Raw genomic sequence first — 21,535 nt, forward strand, 5'->3', positions numbered from 1 at the left:
TCGGGAGGTTCCTATCAGCGCTTGAATTCTTTCATGATCACGTCCTCGGGCAGCGTCGAGGGGAACCAATAGGCGTCGTTGAGATCAGGCCGGTAATATTTGTCGAAATTGGCCTCTGTGATCGGCGCCGGATCGGAGAGATAGGTCTTGTGGAGCGCCTCGCCCTTGAGCAGTGCCACGGCAGCGTGCAGCGTCGCGACCCCGAGGCCAGGCGTGAAGATCGGCCCGACGCTGTCGGCGCCTGCGTTCTTCCAGGCGCGCAGGAAGCCGTTATTGGCCTCGCCGGTCATCGGCACCAGCGGCTTGCCGATTTCCTTGAACACGTCAAAACAGGCGCGCGTCATGTCGGCGCCGGAAAACCAGATGCCATCGACCGGCTGGCCGGACGCGACGAGGTTTTCGCACAAGCCCTTGGCCTTGGCGTAGTTCCAATCGCCATAGACCTCGGCGCCGATCTTGATGTCGCTGCCCTTGAGGGCCTCGCGCAGGCCGTTGTAGCGCGCCGTCTCCTCACCCACCCCGGCGACGCCGCGGAACACCCAGATCACCCCCTTGCCGTTCAGCGTCTTCCTGAGAAACTCGCCGCCGGTCTTTCCGAACGCCTCGCCGCCGCCTTGCACGGCGACGGTTGCATCGGGCGCGGGCGTTCCGGCCGTTACGGACAAGATGACGGGAATGCCGGCAGCCGTCGCCGCCTTCACTTGCGCCTTCACCAGATCCGGCGAGATCGGCACGATGATGAGCGCATCGACCTTATGCGCCATCAGATCCTCGATGTCGGCAACCTGCTTGGCCGGCTGCCAGTTCGCCTCCGAGAAGCGAAACTCCTTGATGTCGGGATCGTGGCTGGCGGCGTATTTGATCTCGCCAATCGTCTGCACGATCCAAGTGTTGCCGACGCCCGGCCACGACATGCCGATCACCCACGGCGGCGCCTTCTTGAACTTGCCCGCCGGCACCATGTCCGGGGAGGAGGGCGCCATCAGCCCATTCGGCAGCAGCGCGACGTCGTCAGCCGCGGCCACGAGCGGCGCGAATAAAGCAGTGCCCGCGAGAAGCGCGGCTGCCAGCAACGATTTGTATCTCATCATTCCTCCCTGGAGTCGCTTCCCGCGACGTCATGTTCGTTCAATGCGCGTACGACACCCTAAGCGAACTTTTTCCGCGGCGCAAGCGGCGCGCTGACAAGGTCCGGGTTTCGCGTTCAGACGGAAAATTCCCGACGCGCATCGCCTGACGTCCCCCGTCCTCAGGTCCAATGCCCAGGAACCCAGACCCAGGCGCCCAGTTCGCGTTTCCAGTAGCCCTCCATCCACATCGCGCTGTGGCCGTCGCGCGGCACCCATTTTCCTGCGATCCAGTCATAGCCGTGGCCGTTCCAGTCCCAATGGCCGGGCTGCCAGAGCAGCGCCTGTTCCGAGACTGGCGGCTTGGGCATGGTTTCCTGGCGTGGCGGCGGCACCGGCGGGAAGGGCGGCGTCGCCACCGGCGCGGTCGCGGCGCAGGCGGCAAGCCACGTGAGTAAAAACCCGGCGATGGCGCCGGCGCGCCGGGGTGTCTTTGGCATGTTCATTTTTGACTCCGGTGATTTCCCCATGGCCTCTCGACGGGGGCGCGATTTCGAGATAAAAACCTGCGTTATCTTACGGTAGCGAAGCTTATCCCGTGAGACCCCTAACCCCTCCCTCCGGTTACGAAGGAATTGATACATGGCAAAAATCCTGGTTCTTTATTACTCGACCTATGGCCATATCGAAAAGATGGCCGAGGCGGTCGCCGAAGGCGCGCGCTCGGTCGCGGGTAGCGCCGTCACCATCAAGCGGGTGCCGGAACTGATGCCGCGCGAGGTCGCCGAGAAGGCGCATGTCAAGCTCGACCAGGCGGCGCCGGTCGCGACACCCGACGAACTCGCCGACTATGACGCGGTGATTTTCGGCACCCCGACGCGGTTTGGCAACATGGCGGCGCAGATGCGCAATTTCCTCGACCAGACCGGTGGGCTCTGGGCGCAGGGCAAGCTGATCGGCAAGATCGGCAGTGTTTTCGCCTCCACCGCCTCCCAGCATGGCGGCCAGGAAACCACCATCACCTCGTTTCACACGACGCTTCTCCATCATGGCATGATCATCGTCGGCGTGCCCTATTCCGAGCCCGGGCTCACCATCCTGAGCGAGATGAGCGGCGGCACGCCCTATGGCGCGACCACCATCGCCGCCGGCGACGGCTCGCGTCAGCCCTCCGCGAACGAGCTGAAAATCGCCCGCTTCCAGGGCGCCCATGTCGCGGGGATCGCGGCCAAGCTGTTCGGCTGAGACCCAACCTCCGCTCCCCCGGCCGCGTGGCCGGGGGATGCCGCCGGGACGGTCGCTGGCGTGCCCGGCGCCGCCGCTTTAGTCTCGGCGCATGACAGCGCCGCGGATCATCGAGGTTCTGCCGCCGAGCGAGGCTTTTTCGCCCGCCGCCGCCGGCGCCATCGCGCTGATGGTGGCGCGGCTATTTGCCCGCAGCGAGGCGTTCGCGCCCTTGGTGCTCGGGCCGGCGCCGCCCGCGCCGGCCTTCCCGGGCGTTGCGTTTCAGCCGGTGCGGCCGGCGTTTCGCCCGCTGCGCCGCGCGATGCGGTATGCGATCGGGGTGCAGCGGGCGGCGCGGGCGCTCTCGCCGGCGCTGATCGCGGTCCATAACCGCCCCGATATCGCCCGTTTTCTCGCCGGCCGCGGCGCAGCCCCGGTGCTTCTTTGCCTGCAGAACGATCCTCAAGCGATGCGCGCAAGCCACACGCCGGCGGCGCGGGAGGGGCTGCTCCGCGTGCTCGGCGGGGTGATCGTCGCCTCTGACTTTCTGCGCCGGCGGTTTCTCGACGGGCTTTCGCCGGACGCGGCGGCGCGGGTCTCCGTGGTGCCGAACTGCCTTGACTTCGCGGCTTTGCCGCCGCCGCTGCCGGCCACGGCGCGCGAGCCGGAAATCCTTTATGTCGGCCGGGTGGTCGCGGATAAAGGGGTGGACGGGTTCGTCGCCGCCTGCGCTGACGCCTTGCCGCGGCTTGCGGGCTGGCGGGCGAGCATCATCGGCGCCGATCGGTTTGGGGCGGCAAGCCCCGAGACGCCATTTCTGCGCGGCATCCGCGAGCGGGCGGCGCAAGCCGGGATCACGATGCACGGCTATCGCACCCATGATCAGGTGCTGGCGGCGATGGCGCGGGCGGCGATCGTTGCGGTGCCGAGCCGTTGGGATGAACCGTTCGGCCTGACCGCGATCGAGGCGATGGCGAGCGGCGCGGCGTTGATGACGACGCGGCGCGGCGCGCTGCCCGATCTCGCCGGCGGTGCCGCTCTTTATATCGACCCCGATGACGTCGCCGGCATGGCGCAGGCGATTATCGCGCTCGCCGGCGACCCTGAACGCCGCGCGACCCTTGCGCGCGCGGGCCTCGCACGGGCGCGAGATTTCGATTGCGCCGCCGTGCTCACCGCGCTCGATCGCTTGCGCCGCGAGATCGTCGGCCGGGGTTAGGGAAACTCTGAAAACGCGGGTCTGGGGACGCTGTCGCCGGCGGGTCCAGGGCGGAGCCCTGGCCTTGCTTAACCCGTCCCTACCCAGACGATTGATCAACGGCGCGCTGGGCGCCAAAAGGCTGCCTGTTTCAGTCTCTCAAGGATGGCCCTCGCGCATGACCGATGATCTCGCCGCCCTGCAGCATGAAGCGGAACACTCTATTGCCGCCGCCCCCGATCTCCGCGCCCTGGAGGCGGTGCGGGTTGCGCTGCTCGGCAAGGCTGGGCGGCTGACGGCGCGGCTCAAAGCGCTCGGGGGGTTGCCGGCAGAGGCGCGGCGTGAGGAGGGCGCGCGCCTGAATGCCGTGAAAGAGGCGCTGGCAGCGGCGCTGGCGGCGCGGCGGGTGGCGCTCGAGGGCGCGGCGCTGGCGGCGCGGCTTGCCGGCGAGCGGATCGATGTCACGCTGCCGGCGCGCCCTTCGGAGAGCGGTGTCATCCACCCGATCAGCCGCAGCATGGATGAAATCGCAGCCCTTTTCGGGGCGATGGGCTTTACCGTTGCAGAAGGGCCGGACATCGAGACCGATTGGCATAATTTCGGCGCCCTCAACATCCCGCCGCACCATCCCGCCCGCGCCGATCACGACACGTTTTACCTTCCGCCCGAGACGGCGGAGGCCCCGCCACCGGTGCTCCGCACCCATACCTCGCCGGTGCAGGTGCGCACCATGCTCAGCGCGCCGCCGCCGATCCACATCATCGCCATGGGCCGCACCTACCGCGCCGACCATGACGCGACCCATAGCCCGATGTTTCACCAATGCGAGGGGCTGGTCATCGACCGCGCCATCACCCTTGGCCATCTCAAGGGCTGCCTCAGCGACTTTCTTCGCGCCTTTTTCGGCCTCCCCGATCTCCCGGTGCGCTTTCGCGCGAGCTATTTCCCGTTCACCGAACCCTCGATGGAGGTCGATATCGGCTGGAATCGCCGCACTGGCGAACTCGGCCGGGGAGGGGATTGGCTAGAGATTCTGGGCAGTGGCATGGTGCACGCGAAAGTCCTCGCCAATGCCGGGATCGACCCGCGCGAGTGGCAAGGCTTCGCTTTCGGCATGGGAATCGAGCGCATCACCATGCTGAAACACGGCATTTCCGATCTCCGCCCGTTTTTCGAGAGCGATCTCCGCTGGCTCCGCCATTACGGCTTCAGCCCGTTCGCCCCGGCGATGCTGCATGAGGGGGTTTGAGCGATGAAATTCACCCTCTCCTGGCTCCGCGATCATCTCGAGACCGAGGCGCCGCTTGCCCGCCTCACTGAGACGCTGTCCGCGATCGGGCTCGAGGTCGAAAGCGTCGATGACCGCGCCACGGCGCTGGCGCCGTTCCGCATCGCGCAGGTGATCGAGGCGGTGCCGCATCCGGACGCCGATCGCCTGCGCGCGTGCCGGGTCGAGACCGGAATGGGCGCGCCGGTTTCGGTGGTTTGCGGTGCGCCAAACGCCCGGGCGGGGATGAAAACCGTCTTCGCGCCGCCCGGCAGCGTCATTCCGGGCACCGGGATCACGCTGAAAACCGGCAAGATCCGCGGTGTTGAAAGCGCCGGGATGCTGCTTTCACTCCGCGAGCTTGGGCTTGGCGAGGATCATGCCGGCATCGTCGAGCTGCCCGAAACCGCGCCGGTCGGGGCGAGCTATGCCGGCTGGGCGGGGCTCGACGATCCGGTGATCGAGATCGCTGTCACCCCCAATCGTGGTGACGCGCTGGCCGTGCGCGGCATCGCCCGCGACCTCGCCGCCGCCGGATTGGGGCGGCTCAAGCCCTGGTCGGCGCCGCAGGTTGCAGCCGCTTTCAAAAGCCCGCTTGCGTGGCGGATCGACTGGCCGGAGGCTTGTCCCTACGTTCTCGGGCGGAGCTTTCGCGGCGTGCGTAATGGCCCGAGCCCGGATTGGTTGGCCGCGCGCCTGCGCGCAATTGGTCTCCGCCCGATCAACGCCCTTGTCGATATCACCAATTTCTTCACCTTCGATCTCGGCCGGCCGCTGCATGTCTTCGATATCAAAAAAATCCGCGGCCATGAGATGGTGATGCGCCGCGGCGCCGGCGAGACGCTGCGCGCGCTCAATAACCGCGAATATCGACTCGAGCGGGAGGATTGCGTGATCGCCGATGCCGCCGGTGTGCGCTCGCTCGCCGGCATCATGGGCGGGGTCGAGAGCGGCTGTGACGACGAGACCAGCGAGGTTTTCCTCGAATGCGCGCTGTTCGATCCGGTGCGGATCGGCCAGAGCGGGCGGCGGCATCAAATTCTTTCCGATGCGCGCAGCCGCTTCGAACGCGGCATCGACCCGGCTTTGCTGCCTGATGCGGTCGCGGCGGCGAGCCGGATGATCCTCGATCTCTGCGGTGGCGAGGCGAGCGAGGTCGTCTCCGCCGGCGCCGAGCCGCGCTGGCAGCGGCAAGCGGCGCTGCGGTTTGCCCGGCTGCGTGAGCTCGGCGGGGTGGAGATCGCGCCCGAGACCGCGATCGCGCGGCTCGAAGGGCTCGGCTTCGCGCTTGTGGCGCGTGACGCGGAGCGCGCGGTGTTCGCCGTACCCGCCTGGCGCAACGACATCGCCGCACCTGGCACCCTCGATCTCGCGCCCGGAATCGCCGCCAATCGCGCCGCAAGCCTTGCCGACAGTGTCGCCGCGATCGCCCCCGAGGCCGATCTGATCGAGGAGGTGTTGCGGCTCGGCGGGCTGGACGCGGTGCCGGCGGTCTCGCTGCCGCGGCTAGCCCCGCTCCCGCGGGCGAGCCTCAGCCCCGCTGGTGCGCGCGCAGCACTCGCGCGGCGGGTGCTGGCCGCGCGCGGCCTCGCAGAGTGCGTGAGTTTCGCCTTCATGGCCGGGCGCGATGCCGCGCGGTTCGGCGAGACACCGGAGCGGCTGCGCCTTCTCAATCCCATCGCCGCCGACCTCGACCAGTTGCGCCCGACCCCGCTCGCTGTGCTCGCCCACGCGGCTGCCCGCAATCTTGCGCGTGGCGCCGAGCACGTCGCGATCTTCGAAATCGGCCCCGGCTTCGCCGCCGATGGCGCGCGCGAGATCGCCGCCGGGCTTCGCGCCGGCGCCCCGCCTCGCCATTGGGCGGTGCCGGCGCGCGCCTTCGATGCGTTCGATGCCAAGGCCGACGCGCTCGCGGTGCTGGCGGCGCTCGGTGTCGCGCCGGACTCTCTCTCGACCGTCGCCGAAGCGCCGGCGCATTACCATCCCGGCCGTGCCGCGACACTCCGCCTCGGCCCGCGCGCGGTGCTCGCGTTCTTCGGCGAACTCCACCCCAACGTTACCGCCGCCCTCGATATTGCCGGCGCGGCGGTGGCGTTCGAGATTTTTCTCGATGCCATCCCCACCGCCAAGCGCCGCCGGCGCGTGCCACCCGCGCTTTCGCCGCTGCAGCCGGTGCGTCGCGATTTCGCCTTCGTCGTCCGCGATGACGTGCCGGCGGACATGGTTTTGCGCGCCGCGCGCGCGGCGGAGCGAGACCTCATCGCCGGGGTCTCGCTGTTTGACGTCTATACCGGCGAGGGGCTGGCGGCGGGCGAGACGTCGCTCGCGATCGAAGTGGTGTGGCAGCCGCGCGAGCGGGCGCTGACGGATGCCGAGATCGAGGCGATGGCAGCGCGCATCGTCACCGCCGTCACCGCCGCGACCGGCGCGCGATTGCGGGGCTGAACCAAGGCTGGCGCTGCCATCCGCGCGCCCCGATTGCATGCGTGCTGGCGTGATGCGATGGTGAGGTGAGGGAGGAAAGCACGATGTTCGTTCGGGTTGGCGATCTTGTGACGCATGTCCAGGTTTCGGGTCCGGCCGGGGCGCCGGCGCTGGTTCTTCTCCACTCGCTCGGCACCTCGCTCCATGTCTGGGATGCGCAGGTGGACGCGCTGGCGCGCCGGTTTCGCGTTATTCGGCCGGATTTACGCGGCCACGGCCTGACCACGGTCTCGCAAGGCCCCTATCACATGGCAACCCTCGCGCGTGACGTGCTCGGCCTGCTCGATGCGCTATCGGTCGCGAACGCCCATGTCGCCGGGCTCTCGATCGGTGGTCTGATCGCCCAAGCCATGGCCGAGATCGCGCCGCGGCGGGTCAAAACCCTCATTCTCTGCGACACCGCCATGGCTATCCCGCCACCCGCGAACTGGCACGAACGGGCGCGGCTGGTGCGCGAGGGCGGCATGGCGGCGATCGCCGAGGCGGTGATGGCGCGTTGGGTGACGCCGGGTTTTCGCGATCAGCCGGCAGCGCTCGGCCTTCGCCAAATGCTGCTCCGCACCGATCCCGAAGGCTATGCCGGCGCCGCCGAAGCGATCGCGACCGCGGATTTCACCGCGATCACCCCGAAGCTCAAACTTCCCGCCCATGTCATCGTCGGCGCGCAGGACGAGGCGACCCCGCTCGCCAGCGCCGAGGCGCTGCAAGCGGCGCTCGGCGCCTCGCTCGCCATCATCCCCGATGCCGCGCATATCCCGACGATCGAGCACCCACGCGCGGTCAGCGCCGAAATCGCCGCCTTTCTCCTCGCCAATACCGAAAGCGACACGTATGAAGCCGGGCTCCGCGTTCGCCGCGAGGTGCTTGGCGAGGCGCATGTCACGCGCGCGTTGGCGGCGGCAACCGAGTTCGACCGCGGCTTTCAGGAATTCATCACCAGGAGCGCCTGGGGCGGGGTCTGGGCGCGCGGCGATCTCGACCGGCGCACCCGCAGCCTGATCACCCTCGCCCTCCTCGCCGCCCTCGGCCAGCACGAGGAATTCCGCCTCCATCTCCGCGCGACGCGCAACACCGGCGCGAATGCCGAGGAGATCGCGCAAGCGATGCTGCATGTCGCCGTCTATGCCGGCGTGCCGGCGGCCAATGCCGCGATCCGCGAGGCGAAAGCGGTTTTCAAGGAAATGGAGCAAAATCCATGAGTGACCCCGCGCCCTTCCGCCCGGCTGGTGCCGGCGCCCAGCCCGCCTATGACACGCGAGCTTACGCCAGCACCACCAAACGTCACCCGAAAGCGCCCCTCCTCGCCGTCCCGACGACACTGACCGAGGCCACCGGTCCGCGCTTCTCGCCCAGCCACTTCCCCGCGCTCGCCGATCTTTCGACGATTGCGGGCAAGCCCGCACTCGGCGAGCGGATCATCGTCGAAGGAAGGGTTACGGATGAAGATGGGCGGCCGGTGCCCAACACCATGGTCGAAATCTGGCAGGCCAACGCCGCCGGCCGCTACGACCATCAAGGCGATCAGCACGACGCGCCGCTCGATCCCAATTTCCACGGCGAGGGGCGGGTTTTTACCGACGCGGAGGGGCGCTATCGCTTCGTCACCATCAAGCCCGGCGCCTATCCCTGGCGCAACCACCCCAATGCCTGGCGGCCGAACCATATCCATTTCTCGCTCTTTGGCAGCGGCTTCGCCCAGCGCCTGATCACCCAGATGTATTTCCCCGGCGACCCGCTGCTCGACCTCGATCCGATCTTTCACGCGGTCGCCGATCGTTGCGCGCGCGAACGGCTGATCGCGCGCTTTGACATCGCGTTGACCGAGCCGGAGCGGGCGCTCGGTTATCGTTTCGACATCGTGCTGCGCGGGCGCGGCGCGACCCCGATGGAGACTGCCTGATGCCGGCGGCGACCGCGAACCAGACCATCGGCCCTTACTGGCATCTGATCGAACATCCGGAATGGGCCGATCTCACCCGCTTTGGCGCGGGCGGCGCGGTGATCACCGTGACCGGGCGCGTCGTCGACGGCGACGGCGTGCCGGTGGCCGACGCCGCCATCGAGATCTGGCAGGCCGACCCGCCGGCGGATGCAACCTTCCCCGGCTTTGGCCGCGCGCGCTGCGATGAAGACGGGCGGTTTCAGTTCCGCACCCTCAAACCCGGCCCCGTCCGCGGCCGCGGCAACGCCTGGCAGGCGCCGCATCTGGCGCTCGCGCTGCATGCCCGCGGCGTGCTCAAGCCGCTATTCTCGCGCCTCTATTTCGCCGGCGATCCGCGCAACGAGAGCGACCCGCTGCTCACCGCCATCACCGATCCCGCGCGCCGCGAAACCTTGCTCGCGCACGAGATCGCGGCTGCGCATTGGCATCTCGACATCCGCCTCCAAGGTCCCGGCGAGACGGTGTTTCTCGAGCTTTAGGGGAAAAAATGTTCTTTTTTGAAAAAAAGAACCAAAAAACTTTTGTCTGTTGGGTGGTGCCACAGGCCCCGTCGCCATGGCGGTGAACCCCGCCGACAGCCCGATTTTCGGCACGCTTTATGGCGCCGAGACGATGCGGGCGGTGTTTGATGAGCACGCACTACTCCAGCGCATGCTCGATGCCGAGGCGGCGCTGGCCCGCGTCGAAGCCCGGCTCGGGCTGATCCCGGAAGCGGCGGCGGCAGCGATCACCCGCGTCGCTCGCGTCGAAGCGCTCGACCTCTCGGGCCTGCCGGCGAGCACGCGCAATGTCGGCTATCCCGTGGTTGGGCTGGTTGCAGCCCTCTCGCGCGCTGCCGGCGCCGAGGCCGGGCGCTGGACGCATTGGGGGGCGACGACGCAGGACATTCTCGATACCGCCGTCGCCCTTCAGGTCAAGGCGGGCCTAGCCCTGCTGCGGTCCGATCTGCTTCACCTGATCGCCGCCCTTGCCGAGCAGGCGCAAGCGCATCGCGCGACGGTGATGGCCGGGCGCACCCATTTGCAACACGCGCTGCCGATCACGTTCGGGCTCAAATGCGCGGTCTGGCTCGCGCCGCTCATCGCCCATGTCGAACGGCTGGACCAGCTCCGCCCGCGTGTCGAGTTGGTGGAACTCGGTGGCGCGGCGGGAACGCTGGCCTCGCTCGGCGGTGAGGGGCTCGCGGTGATGGCGGGCCTGGCCGAGGAGCTGGCGCTCGGCGTGCCGCCGCTTCCTTGGCATGTACGTCGCGAGGGCTTGGCCGAGGCGGTGTCGTTCCTCGGCCTTCTCTGCGGCAGCCTCGGCAAATTCGCAACCGATATCATCCTGCTCGCGCAAACCGAACTCGCCGAGGTCGCCGAGCCGCATGCGCCGGGGCGTGGCTCGTCTTCCACCATGCCGCAAAAGCGCAACCCGATCGCCGCCGAATATGTGCTCGCCGCGATGCGCGCGGTGCAGGCGCTGGTGCCGCTGATGCAGGGCGCGATGGCGCAGGATTTCGAGCGCGCGACCGGCCCCTGGCAGGCCGAGCCTTTGGCGCTGCCGCAGGCTTTCGTTCTCACCCACGGCGCCGTTCGCCATGCGCTCTTCATCGCGGAAGGCATGGTGGTCGATCCCGCACGTATGCGCCAGAATCTCGACGCCACCGGCGGGCTGATCGTCGCGGAGGCGGTGATGATGGGGCTCGCGCCGCTGCTTGGGCGGGAAGCCGCCCATCACGCCGTGCAAGCCGCCTGCGATCGCGCGCGGGAGGAAAAAATCCCGCTCGCCAAGGCGCTCGCCGCTTTCCCCGAAATCGCCGCGCGGCTCGATGCCGCGGCGCTCGAAAAATTGACCGATCCCGCGAATTATCTCGGCAGCACCGCAGATTTCATCGACCGCGTGCTGACGGCGGCAAGGGCGCTCGGCGCGTCATCAACGTCACCGCCGTGACGGGACGCGAGTGTGGCAAAAACGCAACACGTCGAGTGGTATTTTGTTGCATTGCACAAATTTCATTTGAAGCCAGGCCTGGCGGCGTTATATCTCGACCTGCGCGAGGCTTGGCCTCACGCTTTCTTGGACGTTTCCTCCCTAAACTTGGCGGCCTTTCCGGCCGCCATTTTTTTTGCGCAATCGCCGCCGCGGCGCAAGGCGAGGGCTGGTCGCTGCCGGCGGTCTACAGGCTCATCAGGCTCGCATTGCCGCCGGCAGCGGCGGTGTTGATGCTGATCGCGCGTTCGCTCACCAACATATCGAGGGGATAGAGCCCGTCGCGCGGCACGATGATCGGGCGGATGGGCCCCTCCGTCTCCGCAACCGCTCGCGCGAGGCGCCGGAGGGTGTCTTGCGAGCCCTCAAACAGCAGCGCGTCGCAGTCTGCGATCGCGTCCTCGCCGGCGGGCGCGATCTCGGCGACGATCGACGCGGGCAGGCCCGGGGGCAACAGCTCCGGGCGCTTGACCCGCGCCCGATTGCCGGTGGCGAGGCAGGCCGCGAGCTGGCGCAAGGCGCCGTCCGGCTCGTCGGCGTCGCAAAACACGCTGCCACGCGGATCGAGGCGATAACGGTTCTGCTCCCCGACCGGGCCAGGAAGGTCGATCTGCAAACCGAAACGCGCCGGACGCGCTTGCGCCAAACACAACGCCGCCGCTGCCTCTCGCCCCTGGGCGCGGAGCCAGTCGATCAGCGCGGTGACGGCGGGCGCCGGCGAAGTGGCCGGGAGCCCCGTCTCAAGCGCGCAGGCGGAGAGAAGACGGCGCAGATAAAGCGGCCCGCCCGCCTTCGGCCCGGTGCCGGAGAGGCCGTGGCCGCCAAACGGTTGCACGCCGACAACCGCGCCGATCAGGTTGCGGTTGACGTAGATATTGCCCGCCTTCGCCTGCGCAGAAAGCCGCGTCACCACCTCGTCGAGGCGTGAGTGGACGCCGAACGTGAGGGCGTAGCCGGTGGCGTTGATGTCGCGCATCAAGGCGTCGATCGCATCGCGCCGGAAGCGCAGGACATGGAGCACCGGCCCGAAGACCTCGCGCGTGAGCTGCGCCATGCCGGTGATCTCGATGATCGTCGGGGGAACGAAGGTGCCATGAGAGCACATATCGGGCAGCGGTAAGGAATGCACCGGCCGGCCGGCGTCGCGCATTGCCATGATGTGCCGCAGAATGCCATCGCGCGCTTGCTCGGAAATCACCGGGCCAATATCGGTCGCGAGACGATCGGGATTCCCGACCGACAATTCCGCGAGCGCCCCCTTGAGCATGGAAAGGACGCGGTCGGCGATGTCCTCCTGCAGGCAAAGAACGCGGAGCGCCGAACAGCGCTGGCCAGCGCTATCGAAAGCCGAGGCGAGCACGTCCATTACCACCTGCTCGGCGAGGGCGGAGCTGTCGACGACCAAGGCGTTCTGCCCCCCGGTTTCGGCGATCAGCGGAATGGGCTCGCCATGGCTGCCCAGCCGGCCGGCGAGGTCGCGCTGGATGCGCCGTGCCACTTCGGTCGAGCCGGTGAACATCACGCCCTGCGTGCGCGGATCGGCGACCAGCCGCGCGCCGACCGCGCCGTCACCCGGGAGGTAGTGGAGGACGTCGCGCGGCACCCCGGCCGCGTGCAGCAGCCCGACGGCAAGGGAGGCGATCAGCGGCGCCTCCTCCGCCGGTTTGGCCAGCACCGGGTTGCCCGCCGCGAGCGCGGCCGCCACTTGGCCGGTGAAGATGGCGAGCGGAAAATTCCACGGCGAGATGCAGGCAACCGGGCCGAGGGGGCGGTGCGCGGCGCCGAGGTCGCGGGCGCCTGCGGCGTAGTAGCGCAGAAAATCCACGGCCTCGCGCACCTCGCCGATCGCGTTGGGCAGGGATTTGCCGGCTTCGCGCACAATCGGCGCCATCAGCGCGCCCATGCGCGCTTCCATGAGATCAGCGGCGCGGTCGAGAATCGCGGCGCGCTCGCGGGGGGGCGTTGCGGCCCAGGGGCTGGCGGCGGCCTCGGCTTCGGCCAGCGCCGCGGCAATGACCGCCTCTGTCGCCTCCACGACCTCGCCCACCACATCCCGCCGATCGGCGGGATTACGAACCTCGCGCGCCGGGCCCGCGGCCGCGCACGCGCCGAGGCGCGGCACGGCGCGCAGCGGCGCCGCACCCTCCTTCAATGCGACCGCGAGCGCAGCGAGATGCTGCTCGTTCGTAAGGTCGAGCCCCGCCGAGTTGCGGCGCACTGGTCCAAACAGGTCGGGTGGCGCTGCGATGCGGTCATGCGGCCGGCCGAGCGGCGAGAGGGCGCGGGCTTCCTCGACCGGGTTGCGCACCAAGGTCTCGACCGGCACCGCGGGGTCGTTGACGCGGTTGACGAAGGAAGAATTCGCGCCGTTCTCCAACAGGCGGCGCACGAGATAGGCGAGCAGGGTCTCATAGGTGCCGACCGGCGCATAGATGCGGCATGGCCGGGCGAGGCCCTGCGGGTCGACCACTGTCTCATAGAGCGGCTCGCCCATGCCATGCAGGCACTGGAACTCGTATTGGCCGGGCCGCCACGCCGCGGGATCCGCCATGGTGTAGATGGCGGCGACGGTTTGCGCGTTGTGCGTCGCAAATTGCGGGAACACCGCCTCGGGTGCGGCCAGCAGCTTACGCGCACAGGCGAGATAGGAGACGTCGGTGTGGACTTTGCGCGTAAAGACCGGAAAGCCCTCCAGCCCCTCTTGCTGCGCCCGCTTGATTTCGCTGTCCCAATAGGCCCCCTTGACCAGGCGCACCATCATGCGCCGCCCGGTGCGGCGGGCGAGATCGACCACGAAATCGATCACGAACGGCGCGCGGCGCTGATAGGCCTGAATGACGAAGCCGACGCCGCCCCAGCCGTTGAGCCGCGCGTCATGGCAAAGCGCTTCCAAGAGATCGAGCGAAAGGTCGAGACGGTCGGCCTCTTCCGCGTCGATATTGAGCCCGATATCGTAGCGGCGGGCGAGGGCGGCAAGCGCTGCCAAGCGCGGCAGCAATTCCGCCATCACCCGCGCGCGCTGGGCGCGCATGTATCGCGGGTGCAAGGCCGAAAGCTTGACCGAGATGCCCGGCCCCGCAAGGAGTCCGCGGCCGGCCGCCGCCTGGCCAATGGCGTGGATGGCGTTCTCATAGGCGTCGAGATAGCGCGCCGCATCCGCCGCTGTGATCGCCGCCTCGCCGAGCATGTCATAGGAATAGCGGAAGCCCTTGGCCTCCAGAGCGCGGCTCCTGGCCAGCGCCTGCGCGATGGTCTGGCCGGTGACGAACTGCTCACCCATCATGCGCATGGCGAGATCGACCCCGCGCCGGATCACCGGCTCGCCCGCGCGTGCGATCAGCCGGGTCAGCGCGGTGCCGAGGCCGGCCTCGCTGTGGGTGGCCGATAGCCGGCCGCTCACCACCAAGCCCCAGGTCGCCGCGTTGACGAAAAGCGAGGGTGAGTGGCCGAGATGTGCACGCCAATCGCCGCCGCCAATCTTGTCGCGGATCAGCGCGTCACGCGTCGCCGTGTCTGGGATACGCAGTAGCGCCTCAGCGAGACACATCAGCGCAACACCCTCTTGTGAGGAGAGCGAAAACTCCTGCACCAGCGCTTCCACCCCGCCGCCGCGGCGATGGGCGCGGAGCGCCGTGATGAGACGCCGGGCGAGAGCGCTTGCTGCGGCGTCCTGGGTCGGCGTGAGCGCTGCGGCTGCGAGGAGCGGTCCGAGGCAGTCCTCCTCGGCGCGGCGATGGGCCGCGGTCATCGCCGCCCGCAGCGGCGCTTGCTCGTGCACATCGGCGGCATAGGCCGCGAAAGGGGATGGGGCGATGTGGTCAGCAGACATGGCAGCGTCGCGCCTCGGGGCACATGGGAATTGTCTGATCGAAATCTCCGCCGCCCGAGCATGACGAGATCGAATGGCGAGCGCAAGGATGAGCGAGACCTGAAGCGCCGAGCAAACCTGCCATGAGAGGCTTGGTCGTTTGTGGCTGACTAACCCGGCGCCGGCGTTTTCGGAGAGAAATGGCACCAGGTGGCGGCGACGCAGCGCCAGCATTCTGGCTTGCGGGCGCGGCAGACATAGCGCCCGTGCAGGATCAGCCAATGATGGGCGTCGGCCAGCATCTCCGGCGGCAGGCGCTTGAGCAGTGCGTCCTCGACCGCCCGCGGCGTCTTGCCGGGGGCAAGGCCGGTGCGGTTGCTCACCCGGAAAATATGGGTGTCGACCGCCATCGTCGGTTGGCCGAAGGCGACATTGAGGACGACATTGGCGGTCTTGCGCCCAACCCCGGGCAGCGCCTCGAGGGCGGCGCGATCGGCCGGCACCTGCCCGCCATGGCGCTCGACGAGGAGGCGCGCGAGTTCGGCGAGGTGGCGCGCCTTGGCCTGCCACAGCCCGATCGAGCGGATGAAGCGGCCGATCTCGTCCGCGCCAAGGGCCGCCATCGCGCGCGCATCGGGGGCGGCGGCGAATAGGGCAGGGGTTGCGCGGTTGACGGCGGCGTCCGTCGTCTGCGCCGAGAGCACGACGGCGACCAGGAGGGTGAAGGGATCACGATACTGGAGTTCGGTGCGCGGGTTGGGATTGGCGCTGGCGATGGCGCCGATGAAGTGCCGCACCTCATCGGCGGAAAGCGGTTTGATCGCGCGCGCGGGCGCGGATTTTGGCGGCTTGGGCGTGATCTTCGGCATTCGCTGCTTGTCGCGCTGGCAAAGCGGGATGACAAGCGCGGCGGAATGTCTATGTCTTGAGGAAGTTTGTGGTTTCGGAGCGGCGAGATGAGTGAGAGGGTCACGGACGCGCCGATGTTCGAAGCGGTGATCGTGCCGCATCGCAGCCTGTCGCGGCGCGGTCTTGCCGGGCTGATCGTCGCCGTCGCCGTCGCCAGCGGGCTGACGGCGTTGCTGTTCTTTCTGCTCGGGGCGTGGCCGGTTGCGGGATTTAGCGGCGCCGAAATTCTCCTTGCCGTCATCCTGATCCGCGCCCATGCCCGGGTTGCGCGCGAGAGCGAGGTGGTGCTGCTCTCCGAGCGTCGGTTGCGCGTGATCCACACCGACCGTAAAGGCGGGCGGCGCGAGATGGCGCTCGATCCCTCCTGGCTCCGCGCCGAGTTGCAGGAACGCCCGGGGCGGGTGCCGGCGCTTTTGCTCGTCGGCGGGCGGCGGCGGCATGAAATCGCGGCACGGCTGGGGGAGGCGGAAAAACGCGACCTCGCCGCGGCGCTGGCCGAAGCGCTGCACGCCTGGCGCAACCCGCGTTTCGACAATCCGCAGCTCCGCGAGCCGGATTTCCCCGAATCACTGCCGTGATCTGAGCCGCTCAGCCGCCGGTCATGCTCATATGGCGGGCGAGCGCCGGGCGGCGATGATCGCGGTCGATAATGAAATCATGGCCCTTGGGCTTGCGCGCGATCGCCGCTTGGATCGCATCCAAAAGCGCGTCATCGCCCGTCTCGCGGCGTAAGACGGCGCGGAGATCGGCGGCATCCTCCTGGCCGAGACACATGAACAGCGTGCCGGTGCAGGTCAGGCGCACGCGGTTGCAGGATTCGCAGAAATTATGTGTCAGCGGCGTGATGAAGCCGATCCGCCGGCCGGTTTCGCCGATCGTCTCATAACGCGCCGGCCCGCCGGTGCGATACTCGCTCGGCGTCAGCGTCCAGCGCCGGGCAAGCCGTGCCCGCACCAGCGACAGCGGCAGATATTGCGCCGTGCGGTCGCCCTCGATCTCGCCGAGCGGCATGGTCTCAATCAGGCAGAGGTCGAAGCCGTGCTCGCCGCACCAAGCGATCATGGTATCGATTTCGTCCTCGTTTACCCCCTTGAGCGCGACCATGTTGATCTTGACCGCGAGACCGGCGGCCTTGGCGGCAAAGATGCCATCCAGCGTCCGCTCGATCCGGCCCCAGCGGGTGATGGCGGTGAAGGTCGCGGCGTTCAGCGTATCGAGGCTGACATTGATCCGCCGCACCCCGGCGGCGCGGAGCGGCTCGGCGAAGCGGGCGAGTTGGCTTGCGTTGGTGGTGAGGGTCAGCTCCTCGAGGCCGTGGCCGAGCCGCGCGCCGAGCGCGTCGATGAGGCGCATGACATCGCGCCGGACCAGCGGCTCGCCGCCGGTGATGCGGAGTTTGGTGACACCGAGCGCGATGAAGGCGCCGCACAGCCGCTCCAGCTCCTCGAGCGAGAGGATGTCCGCCTTCGGCAGGAAGGTCATATCCTCCGCCATGCAATAGACGCAGCGAAAGTCGCAGCGGTCGGTGACCGATACGCGGAGATAGGTGATATTGCGGCCGAACGGATCGCGCATGTATCGCCAAATCCTTATATAACGCCCGCCCCGCCACGGACCTCGCCGGGCGGCATCCGGTTTCCTCAAATTCGGCCGTGACGCGGCGCCGTGCAAGAGGGGGCGCGGGATATCGCGAAAATTAGTGCTCGTCCTCGGCGATGACGTCGAGCGGCACGCTGGCAATGTTCACCAGAATTTTGCCAATGTGCTCGAAATTGACCGTGACCCGATCGCCGATCGCGGATTGCACCTGGCCGACCCCCCATTCCGGCCGGGTAGGATTGCGGACCCATTGGCCGGGTTCGATCGGTGAGGTCGGGTGGGGCGCCATGGTGGCGCGGGTTATGCGCGCGCCGGGTGGACCTGTCGAGGCGTGGGTGTTGAGGAGGCGTGATATGACAGCGAATGCGTCGTCCCTGCTATTGGCGGAATTGGTGGCGGCCCGGCTCTGCCATGATTTCAGTGGCTTGACCGGGACGCTGGGCGGCGCTTTGGAAAGCGTCGAGGGCGGGGCGACGGCCGAGGATGACGAGGCGCTCGAGATGGCGCGCGAGGCGGCGGCGGCGCTCGGCTTGCGGCTGCGCCTCTGGCGGGGGGCGTGGACGGGGATGAGCGAAGAGATGACCATCCCCGATCTCTTCGCTTTGCTCGCGGCCTTGCCGGCGGCGCGCCGGGTGCGGCTGGAGAGCGCCGGCATCCCCGAAGACGTCGCTTTCGCGCCCGAGGATGCGCGGGTGATCCTCAATGTTCTGATCCTAGCCGCGGAATCCGCCGGCGAGGGTGGCGGGGTTCTGCTTGCCGGGCAGCCGGACGGCGATCTCGCCGTCATGCTTGAGGGCCGGGCGGCGACCTGGCCGCCGGGTCTCGCCGCTTGGCTCGCCGATGACGTGGCGGCCCTGGCCGCGTGTGATCAGCCGCGCGCGATCCAAGGGGTGCTCACCGCCCTGATCGCCCGCGCCAGTGGCGCGAGCCTCTCGCTTTTGTTTGCAACGGGCCCTGGCGGTGGTCCGGCGCCACTGTTGATCCGCCTGGCCGGCGTCTAGAGCAAGGTAGGTTTTGATTGAACCACCCTGTTCAATCAAAACCGGCCAACTTGCTCGCCAAAATAAGTGTAGAGCGTGATCGACTTAAACCGATCGCGCTCTAAAGGCGGGCTCAGCGCGCGGCGGCGAGCACGGCGCGGGTGGCGAGCGACGCGTAAGCCGCAAGGCTCAGCGCCTCTGCCGCCTCGTCTCGAGGCTGGAGCCAGCGGGGTGCCTCGTTCAGCATCGCAAATAGCGACAAGGTCAGCGGCGACAGCAGGGCGCTAGCGCGCCGCGGCGCGGCGGCGGCCAGCGCCGCGCTGAACAGTGCGAGCAGCCAGCGTTCGCGGGTACGGAGATCCTCGCGTCGGGCCGCGGGGAGAAACCGCGCCGCCTCGCGCAACAGACGATGGCCGTTGGCACCCGGCCCGGCGATGGTCGCGAGATAGCCACCGGCGAGCGCCTCGAGCCGCGGGCGCGGCGCCAGGGCTTCGTCATCGGCCCGCTCGACGGCGGCGAGCAGCGCCACGAGATGCGAATCGAGGATGGCATAAAGCAGATCTTCCTTGGAGGAATAATAATTGCTGATGCCATTGGCGGTCACGCCGAGCGAGCGGGCGAGGCCGGCGAGGGAGGCGCGCTGATAGCCATCGCGCGCGAACAGCGCCGCCGCCTGCTCGCGGATCACCGCGCGGCGGGCGTCAAAGCCGGGGGCGCGGCGGCTCGGCAGGCGGTGATCGAGGGGGGGCATGTCGCGGTCGAGCATGAGCAATCATTACGCGACGGCCGATCTCTCGCAAGCGGGGGCAAGCGGGTGGTTGAAGGGGTGGGTTTTCCGCGCCTATGCTTACCGCACCTGCCAAGAAACGCCGCCGTCACGAAACCAGCGAGGGAACGCCAATCCATGACCGATGCCGCACGGCCGCTCTACACCCACGCCCAGCTTCGCCGGCTGCTTGACCCGCAAAGCGTCGCCCTGGTCGGCGCGAGCGAGCGCGCGGGGTCATTCGGCGACCGGGTGGCGAGCAATATGGCTGGGTTTCGCGGCCGCCTCCATCTGGTGAATGCCCGCTATCAGGAGATCGGCGGCAAGCCCTGCTATCCCTCGCTCGCCGCCCTGCCCGAGGTGCCGGATTGCGTCGTGAGCGCGGTCGCGCGTGAGGCGGTTGAGCCGGTGCTCGAAGAGGCCGCGTCGCTCGGCGTCGGCGGCGCCGTCGTCTTCGCGTCTGGCTACGCCGAGACCGCGAAACCCGGGCGCGCCGCCGAGCAGGCGCGGCTTCAGGCGCTGGCGCGCACGCGCGCGATGCCGATTATTGGCCCCAATTGTCTCGGCATCGTCAATTATCTCTCCGGCGCGGCGATGACGTTTTCGGCGCTGCCGCGCCAGGACCAGGTCGCGCCGCACGCGGTCGGGATCATCAGCCAGTCGGGCGCGCTCGGCTTCGCGCTCGCGCTCGCCGTCGCCCACGGCACTGCGGTGAGCCATGTCCTGACCTCGGGCAATTCCTGTGACGTCGATATGGCCGATTACGTCGCCTATCTCGCCGACGACCCGGCTTGCCGCGCCATCGCCTGTCTCTTCGAGGGGATGGCCTCACCGCGCCGGCTGCTTGACGCAGCACTCCGCGCCGCCGAGCGTGGCAAGGTGGTGGTCGCGCACAAGATCGCGGTCGGCGAAAGCGGTGCCGCGGCGGCGCTTTCTCATACCGGCTCGCTCGCCGGCTCGGATGCCGCCTATCGCGCCGCCTTCGCCCGCGCCGGCATCGTCGTCGTCGATCAGTTCGAGGCTTTGATGGAAACCGCAGCCTTCTTCGCGAAAGCGCCGGCCCCGCGCGGCGCCGGCATCGCCGTCGTTGCGGCCTCTGGCGGGGCCGCGATCATGGCCGCCGACAAGGCCGAAATCCATGGCGTTCCGCTGCCACAGCCAGCGCCCGCCACCCGCGCCGTTCTCGAAGCGCGCATTCCCGAATTCGGCTCGCCGCGTAACCCGTGTGACGTCACCGCGCAGGTGCTGACCGATCCCGAAAGCCTCAACGCCTGCGCCAAGGCGCTGCTCGACGACCCCGCCTATGCCGCGCTCGTGGTGCCCTCGGTCTATGCCTATGAGCCGGTGGTGCGGCGCATTCTGGCGTTCGATGCCTTGGCGGCGGCGGCGGGGAAATTCGCCTGCACGATCTGGGTCAACGAGCATCTCGAAGGCCCCGGCGCGCGCGAAGCAGAGACCGCCGCTCATACCGCGCTGTTTCGCTCGACCGATCGCTGCTTCGCCGCCCTCGCCGCCTGGCTCGCGCGGCCGGCGGCGCCGCATGGGCTCGCCCCGGCTGAGCGCTTGGTTGCGGCCGCGGTGCGCGATGAGGTCGCGACCGCGCTGGCCAAGGAGGGGGGTGCAATCATCGGCGAGGCGCCGGCCAAGGCGCTGCTCGCGCGCTATGGCATTCCGGTGGTCGGCGAAGTGGGCGCTGATGACGCCGAGGGCGCGGTGGCGGCGGCCGAGCGGCTCGGCTTTCCGGTCGCCCTCAAGCTTGCGGCGCCCGATCTTGCGCACAAGACCGAGATCGGTGGGGTGCGGCTTGGTCTTCGCGATGCTGAGGCGGTGCGCGAAGCGGCGGCCGAGGTGCTGGCGGCGGCAAAGCGGGCGGGGGTTGGTGGCGCCGGGCTCCTGGTGCAGCGGATGATCCCGGCCGGGCTCGAAATCATGCTCGGGGCGCGCGTCGATCCGCTGTTCGGACCGCTGGTCGTGGTCGGGCTCGGGGGTGTGTTCGTCGAATTGCTGCACGATAGCGCCGTCGATCTCGCGCCGGTCTCACCGGCCGGCGCGCGCGCGATGCTCGAGCGGCTGCGTGGGGCGCGGCTGCTCGATGGGTTTCGCGGCGCGCCGGCAATCGATCGCGACCGGCTGGCTGCGATCATCGCGCGGTTTTCCGAATTCGCCGCCGACCACGCCGCGCATTATCGCGAAATCGATCTCAACCCGCTGATCGCCGCCGGGGGCGAGATCGTCGCGGTCGATGCGCTGATCGTCGCGAAAGCGGGCGGGTGAGCCGAATGGGGCGCGGATTTTTCCGCAGCATCGCCGTGCGCGGCCT

Annotated in this window: 18 protein-coding genes; 11 read left to right on the forward strand and 7 right to left on the reverse strand. The window is 68.6% G+C overall.

Translation table 11 applies throughout. The features are described from left to right. Positions 1 to 14 precede the first annotated feature (14 nt). Together ACP5M5_RS07745 and ACP5M5_RS07750 are read right to left on the reverse strand one after the other, a co-directional pair. Positions 15 to 1,088 (reverse strand): ABC transporter substrate-binding protein, encoded by a 1,074-nt coding sequence (locus tag ACP5M5_RS07745; RefSeq protein ID WP_427936557.1) that lies wholly within the window; start codon positions 1,086 to 1,088, stop codon positions 15 to 17. 161 nt (positions 1,089 to 1,249) lie between these two features. After that, positions 1,250 to 1,567, reverse strand: coding sequence for a hypothetical protein (locus ACP5M5_RS07750; RefSeq protein WP_427936558.1), 318 nt, complete (start codon positions 1,565 to 1,567; stop codon positions 1,250 to 1,252). A gap of 142 nt (positions 1,568 to 1,709) precedes the next feature. Here ACP5M5_RS07750 and wrbA point away from each other — a divergent pair, with 142 nt between their 5' ends. The 8 genes from wrbA (at position 1,710) to ACP5M5_RS07790 (ending at position 11,114) form a co-directional block, all read left to right on the forward strand. Continuing rightward, the gene (wrbA, locus tag ACP5M5_RS07755) at positions 1,710 to 2,312 is read left to right on the forward strand and encodes an NAD(P)H:quinone oxidoreductase (RefSeq protein ID WP_427936559.1); all 603 of its coding nucleotides are present in this window, start codon (positions 1,710 to 1,712) and stop codon (positions 2,310 to 2,312) included. 91 nt (positions 2,313 to 2,403) lie between these two features. Further along, positions 2,404 to 3,510 (forward strand): glycosyltransferase family 4 protein, encoded by a 1,107-nt coding sequence (locus ACP5M5_RS07760; protein WP_427936560.1) that lies wholly within the window; start codon positions 2,404 to 2,406, stop codon positions 3,508 to 3,510. A gap of 157 nt (positions 3,511 to 3,667) precedes the next feature. Continuing rightward, a complete protein-coding gene (gene pheS, locus ACP5M5_RS07765; protein WP_427936561.1) occupies positions 3,668 to 4,738 on the forward strand; it encodes a phenylalanine--tRNA ligase subunit alpha in 1,071 nt (356 codons plus the stop codon). Between the two features lie 3 nt (positions 4,739 to 4,741). Next, entirely contained in the window at positions 4,742 to 7,201 is a 2,460-nt protein-coding gene (pheT, locus tag ACP5M5_RS07770) for a phenylalanine--tRNA ligase subunit beta (RefSeq protein ID WP_427936562.1), read from the forward strand. 83 nt (positions 7,202 to 7,284) lie between these two features. Beyond that, complete coding sequence (gene pcaD / locus ACP5M5_RS07775) at positions 7,285 to 8,439, forward strand: 3-oxoadipate enol-lactonase (protein ID WP_427936563.1); 1,155 nt, start codon at positions 7,285 to 7,287, stop codon at positions 8,437 to 8,439. Then, entirely contained in the window at positions 8,436 to 9,140 is a 705-nt protein-coding gene (gene pcaH / locus ACP5M5_RS07780; protein ID WP_427936564.1) for a protocatechuate 3,4-dioxygenase subunit beta, read from the forward strand. Before pcaD ends, pcaH begins: the two co-directional genes overlap by 4 nt. Continuing rightward, positions 9,140 to 9,661 (forward strand): protocatechuate 3,4-dioxygenase subunit alpha, encoded by a 522-nt coding sequence (gene pcaG, locus ACP5M5_RS07785; RefSeq protein ID WP_427936565.1) that lies wholly within the window; start codon positions 9,140 to 9,142, stop codon positions 9,659 to 9,661. The genes pcaH and pcaG overlap by 1 nt, the downstream gene beginning before the upstream one ends. A 76-nt stretch (positions 9,662 to 9,737) precedes the next feature. Then, on the forward strand, positions 9,738 to 11,114 hold the full coding sequence (locus ACP5M5_RS07790) for a class-II fumarase/aspartase family protein (RefSeq protein ID WP_427936566.1): 1,377 nt from the start codon (positions 9,738 to 9,740) through the stop codon (positions 11,112 to 11,114). Positions 11,115 to 11,340: 226 nt separating this feature from the next. On the opposite strand, the gene putA is transcribed toward ACP5M5_RS07790, so the two are convergent. Beyond that, positions 11,341 to 14,982 (reverse strand): trifunctional transcriptional regulator/proline dehydrogenase/L-glutamate gamma-semialdehyde dehydrogenase, encoded by a 3,642-nt coding sequence (putA, locus tag ACP5M5_RS07795; RefSeq protein ID WP_427936567.1) that lies wholly within the window; start codon positions 14,980 to 14,982, stop codon positions 11,341 to 11,343. Positions 14,983 to 15,131: 149 nt separating this feature from the next. Further along, positions 15,132 to 15,830, reverse strand: coding sequence for an endonuclease III (nth, locus tag ACP5M5_RS07800; RefSeq protein ID WP_427936568.1), 699 nt, complete (start codon positions 15,828 to 15,830; stop codon positions 15,132 to 15,134). An 87-nt stretch (positions 15,831 to 15,917) separates the two neighbouring features. On the opposite strand from nth, the gene ACP5M5_RS07805 reads away from it, so the two are divergent. Beyond that, entirely contained in the window at positions 15,918 to 16,448 is a 531-nt protein-coding gene (locus ACP5M5_RS07805; RefSeq protein WP_427936569.1) for a DUF2244 domain-containing protein, read from the forward strand. Between the two features lie 10 nt (positions 16,449 to 16,458). On the opposite strand, the gene moaA is transcribed toward ACP5M5_RS07805, so the two are convergent. Further along, positions 16,459 to 17,445 (reverse strand): GTP 3',8-cyclase MoaA, encoded by a 987-nt coding sequence (gene moaA / locus ACP5M5_RS07810; protein ID WP_427936570.1) that lies wholly within the window; start codon positions 17,443 to 17,445, stop codon positions 16,459 to 16,461. Positions 17,446 to 17,566: 121 nt separating this feature from the next. After that, the gene (locus ACP5M5_RS07815) at positions 17,567 to 17,758 is read right to left on the reverse strand and encodes a DUF3553 domain-containing protein (protein ID WP_427936571.1); all 192 of its coding nucleotides are present in this window, start codon (positions 17,756 to 17,758) and stop codon (positions 17,567 to 17,569) included. Between the two features lie 64 nt (positions 17,759 to 17,822). On the opposite strand from ACP5M5_RS07815, the gene ACP5M5_RS07820 reads away from it, so the two are divergent. Continuing rightward, a complete protein-coding gene (locus ACP5M5_RS07820) occupies positions 17,823 to 18,470 on the forward strand; it encodes a histidine phosphotransferase family protein (RefSeq protein ID WP_427936572.1) in 648 nt (215 codons plus the stop codon). Positions 18,471 to 18,582: 112 nt separating this feature from the next. On the opposite strand, the gene ACP5M5_RS07825 is transcribed toward ACP5M5_RS07820, so the two are convergent. Further along, positions 18,583 to 19,215, reverse strand: a complete 633-nt coding sequence (locus ACP5M5_RS07825; protein ID WP_427936573.1) for a TetR/AcrR family transcriptional regulator — start codon at positions 19,213 to 19,215, stop codon at positions 18,583 to 18,585. A 138-nt stretch (positions 19,216 to 19,353) separates the two neighbouring features. On the opposite strand from ACP5M5_RS07825, the gene ACP5M5_RS07830 reads away from it, so the two are divergent. Further along, positions 19,354 to 21,489 carry an acetate--CoA ligase family protein gene (locus ACP5M5_RS07830; RefSeq protein WP_427936574.1) on the forward strand — a complete coding sequence of 712 codons (2,136 nt, stop codon included), beginning with the start codon at positions 19,354 to 19,356 and terminating at the stop codon, positions 21,487 to 21,489. The last annotated feature ends 46 nt before the right edge of the window (positions 21,490 to 21,535 follow it).

The sequence above is a fragment of the Acidibrevibacterium sp. genome (assembly GCF_049965395.1).
GTDB lineage: Bacteria > Pseudomonadota > Alphaproteobacteria > Acetobacterales > Acetobacteraceae > Acidibrevibacterium > Acidibrevibacterium fodinaquatile.